The sequence below is a fragment of the Streptomyces sp. NPDC037421 genome (assembly GCF_055602105.1).
This window is the reverse complement of sequence record NZ_JBVJWV010000005.1, coordinates 88,585-105,012: the sequence shown is the minus strand read 5'-3', so window position 1 is coordinate 105,012 and position 16,428 is coordinate 88,585. Positions and strand designations below refer to the sequence as shown.

Genomic DNA, 16,428 nt, shown 5'->3' with positions numbered 1-16,428 from the left:
GGAGGGTGGGACTAAAGCGGGCAGCGCCAACCCCCCACCCCCCCCACCCCCCCCCCCCCCCCCCCCCCCCCCCCCCCCCCCCCCCCCCCCCCCCCCCCCCCCCCCCCCCCGGCGTCGTGCGTCACCGGCTCACAGCACCCGCTGGAGCAGGACGTACCCGCCCGCCTCGCCCGCCGGCGCGAAGCGCGATCCCGGGTGCAGCCGCTCGGCGTAGGCGACGGGGTCGCCGGCCCCGAGGGAGGAGTTGTCGAAGACCAGGAAGGCCGGCAGCACCCCCTCGGTGCCGCCGATCCAGTACACCTGGCAGCGCGAGGTCAGCCGGGTCAGCGGCCCGTGGTCCGCCTCCACCCGCACCCCGTCCGGGATCTGCGCCAGCAGCCGTTCGACTTCGGTCACCCGTGCGGGCTTCTCGTACGCGGACCGCTCGCCGAGCCGGGCCAGCGGCAGGCTGGTCGCGCTCAGCGCGAGGGCGGCCGCGAGCACGGCGCCGGGCAGCTGGTGGGCGTACGCCCGCACCCGCGGCCGGGTGCTGCGCCGGGCGGTGTCGAGGGCGTCGGCCAGGGCCAGGGCGACGACCGGCATCAGGACGGCGCTGTAGTGGAAGTCGGTGGACCAGTAGTGCGGGTCCCCCGACAGGAACCGCCAGCCCAGGGTGGGCACGGCCACCAGCAGCAGCGGGGAGCGCAGCGCGAGGAGCCCGGTGGTGGGGAGGAGCACCCAGCCGAGGGTGGTCAGCTTCGTGCCGAGGCCGCTCAGGGGGCCGCCGCCGGCCTCGCCCCCGCCGAGCTTCTCCCAGTAGGCGTAGCCGTCGGCGGCGAAGGCGGGGATCACCACGGTGAACACCAGTGCCGCGGCGGCCGCCCCCGCCACGGCGACGGCCGCCGCGAGCCGAGCGGCCCGCGGGTCGGCGCGCCGGGCCCGCCAGGCGGTGACGAGGGCCAGGGCGGCCAGAGTGACCCCGAGGTCCTCCTTGACCAGCAGCAGCGGCAGCCCCCAGCCCAGGGCGGCCCGCCAGCGGCGCGCGAGCAGCGCCTCCAGGGCGAACGCCAGCAGCGGTACGGCGAAGCAGATCTCGTGGAAGTCGAACTCCACGGCCCGCTGGATCCCCCAGGACAGCCCGTACGCCGCCCCGAGCGCGAGCCCCCGGGCCTGCCCGAGGAGCTTCGCCGAGGCCCGGGTGACGGGCAGCGCGGACAGCGCGATCAGGGCCGCCTGCACCACCAGGAGGGTGACGGGGGTCGGGAAGATCCGGTAGAGCGGGGCGATCAGGGCGATGACCGGGCTGAAGTGGTCGCCGAGGATGTTGGAGCCCGGGCCCTTCAGGTCCACCACGGGCGCCTGGAGCCAGGCGTAGGCCCTGACCGCCTGTTCGAATATCCCGAGGTCCCAGGAGGCCTCCTCCATCCGCCGGTAGCGGGTCACCGAGAGCACGGCGTACGCGAGGAACAGCGCGGCGGTGAGGGCGTACGGCGCCCGGCGCGCGGCCCGCCCGGCGCGGTCGCCGGAGTTCGGGGTGCTTCCGGATATCGGCATCCGGACAGATTCTCACCCCCGACCGGAATGCCTCCCTCCGCCCCCCTGGCCCCGCCCCGCACGGCTCCCCCGCACCATCCGCCCCCCGCCTCACCCCTTCCGGGACCGGAATGCCCCGCGCGGCCGGGGGAGCGGCGTCATAGGGTGGGAACCCCCGGCCCGTTCACGTGTCGGGCCCTTCGCGTTGCCCCCGGCACCCCTCGCCCCTCACCGGATGGAAAGCCTGTCTCATGAGCCTGCACGGACTGCTCGACGCCGTCACCCGGGATCCCGCCCTCGCCGAGGCGGTCACCGCGGCCGGGGACGGCAACCGCATGCACGTGGACCTCGTCGGCCCGCCCGCCGCCCGGCCCTTCGCGATCGCCGCGCTGGCCGCCCGTACCGAGCGGACCGTGCTCGCGGTCACCGCCACCGGGCGGGAGGCGGAGGACCTCGCCGCCGCGCTGCGCTCCCTGCTGCCCCCCGACGAGGTGGTCGACTACCCGGCCTGGGAGACGCTGCCGCACGAACGGCTCAGCCCGCGCAGCGACACCGTCGGCCGCCGGATCGCGGTGCTGCGCCGGCTCGCGCACCCGAGCAAGGAGGACCCGGCGGCCGGACCCGTCTCGGTGGTCGTCGCCCCCATCCGCTCCGTGCTCCAGCCGCAGGTCAAGGGGCTCGGGGACCTGCTGCCGGTGAGCCTGCGCCAAGGCGACACCGCCGACCTGGGCGTGATCACCGAGGCCTTGGCGGCGGCCGCCTACGCCCGCGTCGAGCTGGTCGAGAAGCGCGGCGAGTTCGCCGTGCGCGGCGGCATCCTCGACGTGTTCCCGCCCACCGAGGAGCACCCGCTGCGCGTGGAGTTCTGGGGCGACGAGGTCGAGGAGATCCGTTACTTCAAGATCGCCGACCAGCGCTCCCTGGAGATCGCCGAGCACGGCCTGTGGGCCCCGCCCTGCCGGGAGCTGCTGCTCACGGACGAGGTGCGCGGGCGGGCCGCCGCGCTGGCCGAGGAGCACCCGGAGCTCGGCGAACTGCTGAACAAGATCGCCGAGGGGATCGCGGTCGAGGGCATGGAGTCCCTCGCCCCGGTCCTCGTCGACGACATGGAGCTGCTCATCGACGTCCTGCCCGCCGGGGCGATGGCCGTGGTCTGCGACCCGGAGCGGGTGCGCACCCGGGCCGCCGACCTGGTGGCGACCTCGCAGGAGTTCCTGATGGCCTCGTGGGCGGCCACCGCCGGCGGCGGCGAGGCCCCCATCGACGTCGGCGCGGCCTCGCTGCGCGGCATCGCGGACGTGCGCGAGCACGCGCGCGAGCTCGGCATGATGTGGTGGTCGGTGTCCCCCTTCGCCGCCGACGAGGCGATCGGCGGGGACACGCTGAAGCTCGGCATGCACGCCCCCGAGGCCTACCGGGGCGACACCGCCCGTGCGCTCGCCGACACCAAGGGCTGGATCGCCGACGGCTGGCACACCGTCTACCTCACCGAGGGCCACGGCCCGGCCGCCCGTACCGTCGAGGTGCTGGGCGCAGAGGGCATCGCCGCCCGGCTGGAGCCGCGGCTGGGGGCGCTGGAGCCCTCGATCGTCCACGTCGCCTGCGGCTCGCTCGACAACGGCTTCGTGGACCCGGCGCTGAAGCTGGCCGTCCTCACCGAGACCGACCTGACCGGGCAGCGCACCGCCACCAAGGACCTCGGCCGGATGCCGACCCGGCGCCGCAAGTCCATCGACCCGCTCACCCTGGAGGTCGGCGACTACATCGTGCACGAGCAGCACGGTGTCGGCCGCTACATCGAGATGGTGCAGCGCACCGTGCAGGGCGCCACCCGCGAGTACCTGCTCGTCGAGTACGCGCCGGCCAAGCGCGGCCAGCCCGGCGACCGGCTGTACATCCCGACCGACCAGCTGGAGCAGGTCACCAAGTACGTGGGCGGCGAGGCCCCGACGCTGCACCGGCTCGGCGGCGCGGACTGGACGAAGACCAAGGCGCGGGCGAAGAAGGCCGTCAAGGAGATCGCCGCCGACCTCATCAAGCTGTACAGCGCGCGCATGGCCGCCCCCGGCCACACCTTCGGCCCGGACACCCCCTGGCAGCGCGAACTGGAGGACGCCTTCCCGTACGCGGAGACGCCCGACCAGCTCACCACCATCGCCGAGGTCAAGGAGGACATGGAGAAGTCCGTTCCGATGGACCGCCTGATCTGCGGCGACGTCGGCTACGGCAAGACGGAGATCGCCGTCCGGGCCGCCTTCAAGGCGGTGCAGGACGGCAAGCAGGTGGCCGTCCTGGTCCCCACGACCCTCCTCGTGCAGCAGCACTTCGGGACCTTCTCCGAGCGCTACAGCCAGTTCCCCGTCAACGTGAAGGCGCTGTCGCGCTTCCAGTCCGACACCGAGTCCAAGGCCACCCTGGAGGGCCTCAAGGAGGGCTCGGTCGACATCGTCATCGGCACCCACCGCCTCTTCTCGCAGGAGACCAAGTTCAAGGACCTGGGCCTGGTCATCGTCGACGAGGAGCAGCGCTTCGGCGTCGAGCACAAGGAGCAGCTGAAGAAGCTGCGCGCCAACGTGGACGTGCTGACCATGTCCGCGACCCCGATCCCGCGCACCCTGGAGATGGCGGTGACCGGCATCCGCGAGATGTCGACGATCACCACCCCGCCGGAGGAGCGCCACCCGGTGCTCACCTTCGTCGGCCCGTACGAGGAGAAGCAGATCGGCGCGGCCATCCGGCGCGAGCTGCTGCGCGAGGGCCAGTGCTTCTACATCCACAACCGGGTCGAGTCCATCGACCGGGCGGCCGCGAAGCTGCGGGAGATCGTGCCCGAGGCGCGGATCGCGACGGCCCACGGCCAGATGTCGGAACAGGCCCTGGAACAGGTCGTGGTCGACTTCTGGGAGAAGAAGTTCGACGTGCTCGTCTCCACGACGATCGTCGAGTCCGGCATCGACATCTCCAACGCCAACACCCTGATCGTGGAGCGCGGAGACAACTTCGGCCTGAGCCAGCTGCACCAGCTGCGCGGCCGTGTCGGGCGCGGCCGCGAGCGCGGGTACGCGTACTTCCTGTACCCGCCGGAGAAGCCGCTGACGGAGACCGCGCACGAGCGCCTGGCCACCATCGCCCAGCACACCGAGATGGGCGCCGGCATGTACGTGGCGATGAAGGACCTGGAGATCCGCGGCGCGGGCAACCTGCTGGGCGGCGAGCAGTCCGGGCACATCGCGGGCGTCGGCTTCGACCTGTACATCCGGATGGTCGGCGAGGCGGTGGCCGACTACCGGGCCGCCGTCGAGGGCGGCGGGGCGGAGGAGGAGCCGCCGCTGGAGGTGAAGATCGAGCTGCCGGTCGACGCGCACGTCCCGCACGACTACGCGCCCGGCGAGCGGCTGCGCCTCCAGGCGTACCGGTCGATCGCGGCGGCGAACTCCGAGGCCGACATCAAGGCCGTGCGCGAGGAGCTGACGGACCGCTACGGCAAGCTGCCGGAGCCGGTGGAGAACCTGCTGCTGGTGGCGGGCCTGCGGATGCTGGCGCGGGCCTGCGGGGTCGGGGACATCACCCTCCAGGGGCCGAACATCCGCTTCGGACCGGTGGAGTTGCGCGAGTCGCAGGAGCTTCGCCTCAAGCGCCTCTACCCGGGGACGGTCCTCAAGCCGGCCACCTCGCAGGTGCTGGTGCCGCGCCCGAAGACGGCCAAGGTCGGCGGCAAGCCGCTGGTCGGCCGTGAACTGCTGGCCTGGACCGGCGAGTTCCTCACCACGATCCTCGGCTCGTAGCGCGGACGAGGGGCCGCCCGCCTACGGCGCGGGCGGCCCCTCACGTTCGGGTGCCCCGTGGGACGGCGGCGGCTCCTACTTGTTCGGGTCGTCGTCGATGCCCAGCCGGTCTTCCACCTGCTGCTGGGCCTTGTCGACCTGGTCGGAGTACTTGCCGCCGGTCTTCTCGTTGGCCTCTTGCTCGAGCTGGTCGGAAATGTCCTTGCCCTTGGCCTTGGCCTGGTCCCTGAACTTGTCGAAAATCCCCATGCGAGGGCTCCTTCCGTGTCCCGTTTGCGACGGTACGCCGGTTTCCGAGGCCACGCATATCATCGGCTGATGATCACGCCGACGACTCTCCGGTCCGCCGCGACGGCGGACTTCCCGGCCCTGCTCCTGCGCCCCTGGCGCGAGGAGGACGTCCCCGCGCTCGTGGAGGCGTACGCCGATCCCGTCCTGCGGCGCTGGACCGGCGATCCCGTCGGCTGCGAGGCCGACGGGCTGCGGTGGGTGGAGGAGCAGCGGCGGGGCTGGGACGCGGGCCTGCGGTTCGGGTTCGCGGTCCTGGAGGGCGAGCCGGGCCGGCTGGTGGGCGGCGCCGTCCTCAAGAAGCCCGTGCCGGACGGCCCGTCGGCCGAGGTCGGCTACTGGACCGCCGCCCGCGCCCGCGGCCGGGGTGTCGCCCCCCGCGCCCTGGAGGCCCTGACGGCCTGGGCGTTCGCGACCTTCGCCGGCGCGGGACTGGAACGCCTCGACCTCCTGCACCAGGAGGACAACGAGGCCTCCTGCCGCGTGGCGGCGAAGAGCGGCTACGCCTTCCGCACCACCCTCCCGGCGGCCCCGCCCGAGTTCCCCCTGAGCGGCCACCTGCACGTCCGGCCCGCAGGGGCCTGAACGGCGGGCCGGGTCAGACCGCTTCGCCCGCCGGGCCGCCGGTCTTCGAGAGGTCCAGGACGTCGGAGTCCTTCGGGGAGGCGGTGTCGACCGGGACGCCGAAGGCGGAGAACAGGGCCTCGCCCGCGGTGTCGCCGCTGACGGTCGACTTGAGGACGTACGGCTCGCCCTGGGTGGCGACCCAGTCGGTCTGGGTGCCCTGCCGGGCCGGGGAGGTGATCGCCAGGGCCGGTTTGCCGTCTATGGTGCCGGTCGCGCCCTTGCGGGCGAGCGGGCTGCCCTTGCCGAGGTCTCCCGTCAGCTTGCCGAGGTCGCAGCTGCCGGTCATCGGGGCGGCGCGGGGGTCGGTGGCGGGGATCTTCACCCAGCGGTCGGCGAGCATGGTGACCATCTGGTCCGTCTGCTTCTGCGGGGCGCGCTTCTGCCTGGCCGCGCCCCGCCAGTAGTCGGCGTCGCCCCGGAAGTGGACGAGTTCGGCGGACTTGATGATGTCCAGCCTGCCCATGCCGTCGAGGCGGACGGCGCCGTTGCAGTTGCCCTTCTTGTCGAGGGAGAGGTCGATCCGCATCGGCTTGCCCTCGTACTGGACCTCGGCCGCTACGTGCACCGCCTCCGCCTTGCGCGTGGCCTCGCCGGCCCGGGTGAGGATCTCGGCACCCGACAGGTCGGCGAGCGCGCCCCCGCCCCCGGCGCCCGCCGGGCCCGAGGGCGGGGCGGGGGTGGACGGGGAGGGGGACCGGGCCGCGCGGGCGCGGCTGCCGACGTCGGAGGCGCGGCCGTCGGCGGGCACGCACGCCGCCAGCGCGCCGCCGATCAGGGACGCGGCGGCGAGTGCCGACGCGGTGGTCTTCGTACGGCTGCGCATCTGGATTTCCCCCGTGGAACGGCAAGTAGGACTCAGGATCCGAGAGTAGGGGGTGCCTGTGACACCGCCCCGGCGGGCCCGCGTACGCCGGTGTACTCGACCGAGCCGGAGTCCGGCCCCTGCTGCCGGTGCTTGACCAGGTACGGCACCGCGTCCAGCAGGACGTGGTCGGTGATCTCGGCGCCGCCGGGGGCCTTCGACCTGAACACCGCCACCGGCTTGCCGTTCTGGTGGCCGTCCGGCTCGCGGCGGATGTCGGCGGGCTCTGCCGGGAAGGCCCGGTCGGGCCGGGCCGCCGCGCACAGGGCGCGCAGGTGTGCGACCGAGGGGTCCGAGGTCCTGGCGTCGATCCATCCCTGGTCGGTGTCGGGTGACTTGGGGGGCGCGTCCCTGAACTGGTCCTTGAGGAAGCCCTCGTCGCCCTTGAAGGAGAGCCTGCCGCCTTCCATCAGGATCTCCCCGGTCCCGGCGCGCGCGACCGTGACCTTGCCCCAGCAGCCGCTGTCGCCCTCGAAGGTCAGGTCCGCGCTGATCTCGCGGTCGCCGGCGGTGCGCGTGACGAGCGCGTTCTTGGTCTCGGCCTTCGCCGTCTCCTCGTACGCGGCGCGCAGGACGGCGGCCGGGTCCCTGCCCGCGAGCGGGTCGGGGGCCGCGGAGGACGCGGGCGGTCCCTTCGGCGCCGCGGCGGTCCCGGGGCCGCAGCCGGTGGCGGTCAGCAGGACCGCGCAGGCGAGTGCGGTCGCGGTCGCGGGCATGGTCGCGGACATGGTGGTGCGCATGGGCTGGTCCCCCCTGGGATCGTTCGGGAGCCCGGAGGGTATCCGGAGGGTGTCCGGAGGCGCTGGAGTCAGGACTTCTTCCAGGTCGCGCAGCCCGTGGTCTTGAAGTAGCCGTCCTGCGCGGAGATCGTCACGACGGCCGGGCCGGTGGGGTTGTCGTTGGCGGCGATGGAGTCGACGTCGTGGGCGGCGTTCTTGGCGCGCTCCCAGTAGCAGCCGGCCGAACCCTCGGCGGGGCCGCTCGACTTGTAGGTGCCGGGGGCGAGGTCGAGGCCCACCTTGAACATGCCGCCGTCGCCCGCGGCCTCGGTCTTCGGGGCGTCGGAGACGGCCTTCGGGTCGACGGTCTCCCAGTCGTTGCAGCCGTTCGACTTGAAGAGCTTGTCGCCCGCCTCGATGGTCACGTAGCTGGTGCCGACGACGTTGTCGTTGGCGATGATCGACTCGACCTCGCCCGAGGCGTCCTTGGCGCGCTCCCAGTAGCAGCCCAGGCCCTTGTTGCCGGTGGTGCGGTAGGTGCCGGGCTGGAGGTCCGAGCCGACCTGGAAGGTGCCGCTGCCGCGCATCGCCGCCTTCTTGCCGTCCTTCTTCGGTTCGGAGGGCTTCTGGCTCTGCTTGCCGCCGCCCGTCTGGCCGCCGCTCGGCTTGGGGCTGCCGCTGGAGGAGGCCGGCTTCTTCGCGCCGGTGTCCTTCGAGCCGTCCGTGCCGCCGCCCCCGGTGCAGGCGCCGACCGCGACGAGGGCGAGGAGCGCGCCGGTGCCCGTGAGGACCTTGTGGCGGGCGATCCAGCTGTGGCGCGGGGTGGAGGACTGGGACATGGGTGTGCTCCTGTCTCGGATCTCTCGGTGCGGCCGGCGTGCTCCGCTGTTGACGGGATCATCACAACAGAGGCTGTGAACCGAGTCAACACGATTCACAGCATTGATTGAATTCACGCTGTGAAGTGGATTTCAGGCTGTGTACCGGTATGCTCCCGGCATGCTGGAGGAGAACGTCCCCGAGGTCACCGCTGCCGAGATCGCCCGCCTGGCCGGGGTCGGCCGGGCCGCCGTGAGCAACTGGCGCCGCCGCCACCCCGACTTCCCCAAGCCCGTCGGCGGCACCGAGACCAGCCCCTCCTTCGCGCTGCCCGAAGTGGAGGACTGGCTGCGGGCCCAGGGCAAGCTCGCCGAGGTCCCGCTGCGCGAACGCGTCTGGCAGCAGATCACCGCCCACCCCGGCGGGGCCGTCGCCGCGCTCGTCGAAGCCGGCGCCGCGCTGCTCGTCGTACGGGACCGCCCAGCGCAGTGGCTGGAGCTCGCCGCCCTCCCCGACGAACGGCTCGCCGAGCGGCTGCCCTCCGTACGGGAGGAGGCGCTCACCGCCCGGCTGGGAGCCGGCCACCCGGTGACCCCACGGACCGGGCCCGCGGCCGTGCCCCTGCTGCGCGCCACCGCCGAACTCGCCGCGGGCCTCGGCGCCCGCCAGGCCTTCGAGTTCCTCCTCGGCCGCCACCTGGAGGCCAACCCCCGCCAGTACACGCTGACCCCCGACGGCTGCGCCGAGCTCATGGCCGGTCTCGCCGGACCCGGGATCCGCACCGCCCTCGACCCCGCCTGCGGCACCGGCAGCCCGCTGCGCGCCCTCACCGGCGCCGCCGTCCTGCACGCCCAGGACGCCTCGCCCGAACTGGCCGCGCTCGCCGCGCTGCGCCTCGCCCTGCACGGCTCCGCCCAGGTCCGCGCGGCCGCCGCCGACAGCCTGCGCGCCGACGCGTTCCCCGACGCCGCCGTCGACGCCGTGCTCTGCCACCCGCCGTTCAACGAACGCAACTGGGGCCACGACGAGCTCGCCTACGACCCCCGCTGGGAGTACGGCTTCCCCGCCCGCACCGAATCCGAACTCGCCTGGATCCAGCACGCCCTGGCGCGCCTGCGCGAGGGCGGCACCGCCGTGCTGCTCATGCCGCCCGCCGCCGCGGCCCGCCGCTCCGGCCGCCGCATCCGCGCCGACCTGCTGCGCCGCGGCGCCCTGCGGGCCGTCGTCTCCCTCCCGGCCGGCGCCGCGCCCCCGTACGGGATCCCGCTCCAGCTGTGGGTGCTGCGCAAGCCCGCCCCCGGCGCCGCCGCCCCGGCCGGGCTGCTCCTCGTGGACACCGCCGGCCTCGACCCCGACGGGCCGGCGCAGGCGCGGGCCGCGTGGCCCGACGTACGCGACGCCGTCCTCGCCGCCTGGACCGCCTACGACCGCACCGGCGCGGGCCCCGAGGCCCCCGGCGTCAGCCGCGTCGTGCCCGTCATCGAACTCCTCGACGACGACGTGGACATCACCCCCGCCCGCCACCTGCCCCCGCCCGCCGCCGGCGGCGGCCTCGCCGAGCTGGCCGCCGTACGCGAACGGCTCGACGCCACCCTCACCCGCGCGGCCCGGCTCACCCCGCCGCCCGCGTCCCCCGCCGGCGGGGCCCACGCCCCGCTGTCGCAGACCACCGTCGGCGAACTCGCCCGCGCCGGAGCCCTGCTGCTGCGCGCCGGAACCGGCACCGGGAGCAGCGAGCTGCCCGTGCTCACCGAGTACGACGTCTACGCCGGAACCGCCCCCTCCGGCACCGTGGCCGCCCCCGCCCCCGGCCCCGACACCGGCGAGACCCTCGTCGCCGAACCCGGCGACGTCGTCGTCCCCGTCGTCGGCGCCCTCTCCGCCGCCCGCGTCGTCACCGAGGACCCCGCCAGCGGAGCCGGCGCCGTCATCGGCCGCAACCTCCAGCTGCTGCGCCCCGACCCGGCCGCCCTCGACCCCTGGTTCCTCGCCGGGTTCCTGCGCGGCACCGCCAACACCCGCCGCGCCAGCAGCCACGCCTCCACCGCCACCCGCCTCGACGTGCGCCGGCTCCAGCTGCCCCGGCTGCCCCCGGCCGAACAGCGGCGCTACGGGGCGCGCTTCCGGGCGCTCGCCGAGTTCGAGGACGCGCTGAGGCTGGCGGGACGCCTGGGGGAGCAGCTCGTACAAGGCCTGTACGACGGACTGTCGGACGGCAGCGTCACTCCGGACTGACCGTGCTGCGACCCTGCAACGGTTGGGTCCATCCCCTCACGAACGGCCGGAAACGCTGTATACGCTTCGAGCCGTCACCTTTCCGCACGGCCCGTCAGGAGCACCGATGCACGGCCCCGGCATCCCGCCGCAGCAAGGCCCCCACGGCCACCGGCCCCTCTCCGGGGCCGCGATGACGCTGCGCGTGCTCTTCACGGCGCTGCCCGTCCTCAGCTGCGGTTTCTTCGCCTGGGGCTCGATGCTGCGGCTCGCGATCCTCACCCGCAAGCCCCGGGACTGGGCGCTGCTGGTGCTGAGCCTGGTGCTGTCGGTCGTGTGGATCGTCTTCATCGAGCTCGACCCCACGGCCGACACGAACGGCTGGCAGGGCAACCTCGGTGCCGGTGGCTCGATCTTCACCGGCTTCGCGATCTGCGTGTACTACCTCGTCGCCGACATCAAGCACCACGAGGCCAAGGCCCTGGCCCCGGCGCCCGCGCCCTGGTACCCGCCCGCGCCCCAGGCCCCGTACGCCCAGCACCACCAGCCCCAGCCCCAGCACCACCAGCCGCAGCACCACCAGCCGCAGCACCACCAGCCGCAGCCTCCGCACCAGACCACGCCCGGCTACGGCTACCCGCCGGCCGCGCCGCAGAACGCGCCGCGGAACACCCAGCCGCCCGTGCCCCCGCAGCAGCCCACCCCGCCCCCGCGCCTCGGGCAGGTCCGCGCCGAACTCGACGAGCTCAGCGAGCTCCTGCGCCAGCAGAACCCGCCCCGGCCCCCGCAGCCCGGCGGCCCCTACCAGGACCCGAACACCACGGCGATCCAGGACGACCGGCAGTGACCCAGCCCGAACGCCTCATCGGCGAGCGCTACCAGCTCGCCACCGTCCTCGGCCAGGGCGGCATGGGCCAGGTGTGGACGGCCTACGACCGCCGCCTCGACCGCCGCGTCGCCGTCAAGCTGCTGCGCCCGGACAAGGTCGCCGGCCCCGGCACCGTCGCCGAGGAGCTGCGCCGCCGCTTCGTGCGCGAATGCCGGGTCACCGCCCAGGTCGACCACCCCGGCCTGGTCACCGTCCACGACGCGGGCAGCGACGGCGACGAGCTGTACCTCGTCATGGGCTACGTCGAGGGCTCCGACCTCGCCGACCACCTCGCCGAGCACGATCCCTACCCCTGGCCCTGGGCGGTCGCCGTGGTGGCGCAGCTGTGCGCGGTGCTCTCCGCCGTGCACGCGGTGCCGATCGTCCACCGCGACCTCAAGCCGCGCAACGTGATGGTCCGCCCCGACGGCACCGTCCTCGTCCTCGACCTCGGCGTCGCCTCCGTGATGGACACCGACACCACCCGCCTCACCAGCACCGGCTCCCCCATCGGCAGCCCCGCCTACATGGCCCCCGAACAGGCCATGGGCGGAGCGGTCGGCCCCTACACCGACCTGTACGCCCTCGGCGTGCTGCTGTACGAACTGCTCAGCGGCGGCGTCCCCTTCGCCGGCACCACCGCCCTCGGCGTCCTCCACCGCCACCTCTACGAACCCCCGGCCCCGGTGCGCCCGCTGCGCCCCGAGATCCCCCCGGAGCTGGAGGCGATCCTGCTGCGCCTCCTCGCCAAGGACCCCCAGGACCGCCCCGGCTCCGCCCAGGAGGTCTACGAGGCCCTCGCGCCGCTGCTCCCGGTCCCCGGCAGCCGCCTCCCGGCCGGCCCGCTCGATCCCACCCGTCCCTTCCTGCGCCCCCAGGCGCCCTGGCCCGACCGGGCCGCCGCCGTGCCCCCGCGCCCGGCCGCGCCGCCGGCCCCGCCCCGCCCGGACATCCCCGGCGCGGTCGACGAGGCCCGCAAGCTGCTGGACCAGGGCCGGCTCACCCAGGCCGTGGACATCCTCGGCAACATCCTCCCGGCCGCCGCCGCCGAGCACGGCGAGCACTCCCCGGTGGTCCGCAGCCTGCGCAAGCAGTACGCCGCCACCCTGATGGACGACGGCCAGTACCGCCGCGCCCTGCCCGAGCTGCGCCGCCTCGCCGACCAGTTCCCGGCCGGGGACCCCCAGTCGCTGCGCTTCCGCTACGACGCCGCGCAGTGCCTGGAGCAGCTGGGCGAACCGGCTGCGGCCCTGGCGGAGTACCGCTCGCTGCTGCCCCTGTTCGAGAACCACTACGCCAACCCGGACCCGGGCCTGCCGCTGGAGGTCCGGCGCCGGATAGCGCACCTGCTGCTCTCCCTCGGCGACCGCCCCGCCGCCCACGACACCCTGGTCCGCCTCCTCTACGACGCCGACCGCGTCCACGGCCCGGCGCACCCCCTCCCGGTGGAGATCCGCCGCACCCTCCAGTGGCTGGGCCAGGTGCGTTGACCGCCGTACGCGGCAGGCGCTAAAGCGCCGCGCCCGCGCCCCGCTGACGCCGCCGCAGCGCCAGCCCGGCCAGCACGAGTACGGACACCCCCGCCACGGCCGCCCCGGCCGGCAGGCCCGGCGGGCTGAACTCGCAGGTCACCGTGGTGGTGCGGCCGTCCAGCGGGACGGCGAGCAGACCGAGGCGGGATTGCCCCGGGCGGCCTTCGCAGCTCCAGCCCGCGATGGCCGGCACCGCGACCACCGCCGTGCCGGCGCTGCCCGGGGGCAGGGTGGCGGTCAGCCCCGAGGAGCTGACCCGGACACCGGTGGCGGCCTTCGCCCGCAGCTCCGCGACCGCCGCGCCCAGCCGGGCCCCGTCCAGGCAGGACAGCGCCCACTGCGCGGGGGCCGGGCGGTCGAAGACGAGCTTCGAGGCGTGCCCGCGCGAGAGCCCGAGCGACTGGAGCGCCGCCCGGTTCTTGGGCGGGTTGCCGTTCAGCTTGAAGGGCCGTCCGCCCGCCAGGCGGGCCGTGGCGTTGTACTCCGGCGCCCACAGGAACGCCTCCGTCCCCGCCCGGCAGATCCCGGGCGCGACCGGGTCCTCGTACACCTTCGCGCCCAGCAGCAGCTCCTGGTTGGCGAAGGGCGAGTCCCCGTACGCCCCGGGCGCCCCCGCCGGGCGGACCGTGACCAGCGGCAGGACCCCGGCGCGGGCGACCGTGCCGTCGGGCTTCAGCCGGGCGCCCACCGCGAACACCGCGTCCGTCACCGGGTTGTCCAGGCTCTGCACGCTGCGCCCGCGCGAGGTCGAGCCCGCGCCGAGCGCCGTCATCGTCCGCGTGAACACGTCCGGGGTGTGGCTGCTGTAGTACGAGCCGCCCTCCCCGCCCAGCAGCAGCGGGTCGTTGCCCGACAGCGCCGGCCGGCCCGCGTCGGTCCGGTACGCCGGCCAGCCCTCCGCCCCGGCCAGGGCGCGGGCGCGCGCGGTGTGCGACCGGTTCCAGGAGGGGTAGTCGTCCAGCCCGGCCAGCTTGCCCTTGTGCCCGTACGCCGTCGTCGCCGCGGCCTGCGCCACCAGCACCGCCGCGAGCAGCCCGGCCGCCGCCGGCCGCAGCCGCCGCCGGCCCAGCGCCCGCCAGGCGGCGGCGCCCAGCACCAGCCCGCCCGCGAAGAGCGCGTACCCCCACGTCGTCACCAGGGCGCTGCCGCCCGCCCACAGCACGGCCGCCGTCAGCAGACCGGCGCCCGCCGCGAGCGCCCGCACCCCGGGCACGCCCGCGGCGAGCCCCGTCCAGGCGGCGATCACCGCGATGCCGGCCAGTACGAAGGTCTGCCGGTACGCGCTGCCGTTCGGAGTGGCGAAGAGGTGCCACAGCAGATGGGTCGGCTCCCACTGGAGCGACAGCGTCACCGCCACCACCAGCCCCGCCCACCAGCAGCGGGTGCGGACCGGCAGCGCCCGGTGGAAGGGCAGGGCCGCCACCAGCAGCAGGGTCCCGGTGCCGACGAACACGGCGGGGGAGTTGAAGGAGTACGTGGCCGGCAGCAGCCGGGCGAAGAGGTCCGACCACGGCACCGGCCCGAACTCCTTGGACCAGCCCGGGTACGCCTGCTTCGTGCTGAGGAACAGCGGCACCAGCACCGGCGCCGCCAGCCCGATCCCCAGCAGGGTCGTCACCGCCGCCCGCCCGACCACCAGGGCCCGCTCGCGCGCCCCCTCCCGGGTCAGCACCACCCGCACCACCAGCACCAGCGCCGCGCCGAGCGTGGCCATGTACGCGGTGTAGAAGTTGGCGGTCCACCCCACCGCGACGACCAGCACCCCGAGCACCGGCCGCCGGCCGCGCAGCGCCCACTCGCCGGTCAGGCACAGCAGCGGGAAGGCGACGAGCCCGTCCAGCCACATCGGGTTGTACGCGGCCTCGATCACCGACCACCCGCACAGCGCGTAGGAGGCCCCCAGCAGCCCCGCCGCCCACCACGGCCCGCGCCGCTGGGTCCGCAGCAGCCAGGCCATCGCGGCCGCGGCGGCGGCCGTCTTCAGCACGGTCACCACGTACACCGCGAGGTCGATGTCCTCGCGCGGGAACAGCGCCACCAGCACGGCGAACGGGCTCGTCAGGTACGTGCCGAAGTCGGGCAGGAAGCTGGTGCCGTACCCGGACTGCCAGTTGAAGAGGAGACCGCCCTCGGCCCGCCCGTGCAGCAGGTCCCACAGGTGCGCGTGGAACGGCACGAACTGGTTGCCGAGGTCGTTGACGCTGCGGTGGCGCGGCCCGTACGGGAACACCCGCGCGACGGCGTCCCCGCCGCACACGGCGACGGCCGTGACGAGCGAGGCGAACACCGCCCCGAGCACCCCCGCCCCCCGCCCGGTCCCCCGCGGGGCCTGTGTCGCGGACCGGTCCGGGATCTGACGCTGGGCGAGCTGAGATGTCGGCATGGTGCACCGACGATCTCAGGAACGAAGGACTCCGCGGTGACCGGGGGGTGAACTCGCACCCCAACACCACCGGAATCGTTGGTCGAACCGGTGGCTCGGGCCACCCTGACTGCATACCATCGATCACCGCAAGGCCCTTGTGCACCGAAGCACAATCTCCCGGCCCTGGAGGCTCCTTTGCACCGTCGCACTGCGCTCTCCGTCTCCGCCGTCCTGCTCGCGGCGGCCCCCCTTCTCACCGCGTGTTCGGATGGGACCCGGCCCGGTACCGCCGCCGTCGTCGGGGGGGAGCGCATCACCACCTCGGCGCTCCAGGCCCAGGTCGGCGACGTGCGCGCCGCACAGAACAAGTCCGAGGAGGGCGCGCAGCTGATCGGCGCGACCGCCGGGCTGGAGCGGCTGAAGCTGAACAAGATGATCCAGAGCGCCGTCCTGGAGCGGGCCGCGGAGGACGCCGGGCTGAGCGTGAGCCCGAAGGAGGTCCAGGACGTCCGCAAGGCGCAGCTGGAGCAGCTGGGCGGGGAGAAGGAGCTGCGGGACGCGGCGCTCCAGCAGGCGCAGCTGGCGCCGGGGCAGATCGAGGCGGACACCCGCTTCAAGCTGCTGCGGGACAAGCTCTTCGCGCACTACGGCAGCCAGGACAAGGCGCTGGCCAAGCTGGCGGAGGCGGCGAAGGCGCTGCACATCGAGGTCAACCCGCGCTACGGCCGCTGGGACGCGCAGCAGATCCTGCTCGGCGACCAGGAGACGCCGTGGATCACCCAGCGGACCCGTCCCGAGCAGGCGGCACCCGCCGGAGCCTGAGGGCGGCGGGCGGGG

At 74.6% G+C, this 16,428-nt stretch carries 12 protein-coding genes; 6 read left to right on the top strand and 6 right to left on the bottom strand.

The annotated features are described in order from the left end of the window. Positions 1 to 129 precede the first annotated feature (129 nt). Complete coding sequence (locus ACZ7IF_RS09785; protein ID WP_470965778.1) at positions 130 to 1,533, bottom strand: DUF2079 domain-containing protein; 1,404 nt, start codon at positions 1,531 to 1,533, stop codon at positions 130 to 132. Between the two features lie 230 nt (positions 1,534 to 1,763). On the opposite strand from ACZ7IF_RS09785, the gene mfd reads away from it, so the two are divergent. Beyond that, entirely contained in the window at positions 1,764 to 5,297 is a 3,534-nt protein-coding gene (gene mfd, locus ACZ7IF_RS09780; protein ID WP_470965775.1) for a transcription-repair coupling factor, read from the top strand. A gap of 75 nt (positions 5,298 to 5,372) precedes the next feature. Here the strand turns inward: mfd and ACZ7IF_RS09775 are convergent, their stop codons facing one another. Further along, positions 5,373 to 5,546 (bottom strand): Rv0909 family putative TA system antitoxin, encoded by a 174-nt coding sequence (locus tag ACZ7IF_RS09775; protein ID WP_470965772.1) that lies wholly within the window; start codon positions 5,544 to 5,546, stop codon positions 5,373 to 5,375. Positions 5,547 to 5,615: 69 nt separating this feature from the next. On the opposite strand from ACZ7IF_RS09775, the gene ACZ7IF_RS09770 reads away from it, so the two are divergent. Next, positions 5,616 to 6,170, top strand: a complete 555-nt coding sequence (locus ACZ7IF_RS09770; protein WP_470965769.1) for a GNAT family N-acetyltransferase — start codon at positions 5,616 to 5,618, stop codon at positions 6,168 to 6,170. A 13-nt stretch (positions 6,171 to 6,183) separates the two neighbouring features. On the opposite strand, the gene ACZ7IF_RS09765 is transcribed toward ACZ7IF_RS09770, so the two are convergent. The 3 genes from ACZ7IF_RS09765 to ACZ7IF_RS09755 form a co-directional block, all read right to left on the bottom strand. Next, on the bottom strand, positions 6,184 to 7,035 hold the full coding sequence (locus ACZ7IF_RS09765) for a hypothetical protein (protein WP_470965766.1): 852 nt from the start codon (positions 7,033 to 7,035) through the stop codon (positions 6,184 to 6,186). Positions 7,036 to 7,067: 32 nt separating this feature from the next. Beyond that, positions 7,068 to 7,814 carry a hypothetical protein gene (locus ACZ7IF_RS09760; RefSeq protein ID WP_470965763.1) on the bottom strand — a complete coding sequence of 249 codons (747 nt, stop codon included), beginning with the start codon at positions 7,812 to 7,814 and terminating at the stop codon, positions 7,068 to 7,070. A gap of 68 nt (positions 7,815 to 7,882) precedes the next feature. Next, positions 7,883 to 8,632, bottom strand: a complete 750-nt coding sequence (locus ACZ7IF_RS09755; protein ID WP_470965760.1) for a hypothetical protein — start codon at positions 8,630 to 8,632, stop codon at positions 7,883 to 7,885. Positions 8,633 to 8,792: 160 nt separating this feature from the next. Here ACZ7IF_RS09755 and ACZ7IF_RS09750 point away from each other — a divergent pair, with 160 nt between their 5' ends. From ACZ7IF_RS09750 to ACZ7IF_RS09740, 3 genes are all read left to right on the top strand, one after another. Beyond that, a complete protein-coding gene (locus ACZ7IF_RS09750) occupies positions 8,793 to 10,847 on the top strand; it encodes an N-6 DNA methylase (protein ID WP_470965756.1) in 2,055 nt (684 codons plus the stop codon). A 106-nt stretch (positions 10,848 to 10,953) separates the two neighbouring features. Continuing rightward, positions 10,954 to 11,673, top strand: coding sequence for a hypothetical protein (locus ACZ7IF_RS09745; protein ID WP_470965753.1), 720 nt, complete (start codon positions 10,954 to 10,956; stop codon positions 11,671 to 11,673). After that, complete coding sequence (locus ACZ7IF_RS09740) at positions 11,670 to 13,184, top strand: protein kinase domain-containing protein (protein WP_470965750.1); 1,515 nt, start codon at positions 11,670 to 11,672, stop codon at positions 13,182 to 13,184. Before ACZ7IF_RS09745 ends, ACZ7IF_RS09740 begins: the two co-directional genes overlap by 4 nt. A gap of 19 nt (positions 13,185 to 13,203) precedes the next feature. Here ACZ7IF_RS09740 and ACZ7IF_RS09735 read toward each other — a convergent pair whose 3' ends face one another. After that, complete coding sequence (locus tag ACZ7IF_RS09735; RefSeq protein ID WP_470965747.1) at positions 13,204 to 15,609, bottom strand: YfhO family protein; 2,406 nt, start codon at positions 15,607 to 15,609, stop codon at positions 13,204 to 13,206. Between the two features lie 177 nt (positions 15,610 to 15,786). Here ACZ7IF_RS09735 and ACZ7IF_RS09730 point away from each other — a divergent pair, with 177 nt between their 5' ends. Beyond that, on the top strand, positions 15,787 to 16,413 hold the full coding sequence (locus ACZ7IF_RS09730; protein ID WP_470965744.1) for a SurA N-terminal domain-containing protein: 627 nt from the start codon (positions 15,787 to 15,789) through the stop codon (positions 16,411 to 16,413). Positions 16,414 to 16,428 lie beyond the last annotated feature (15 nt).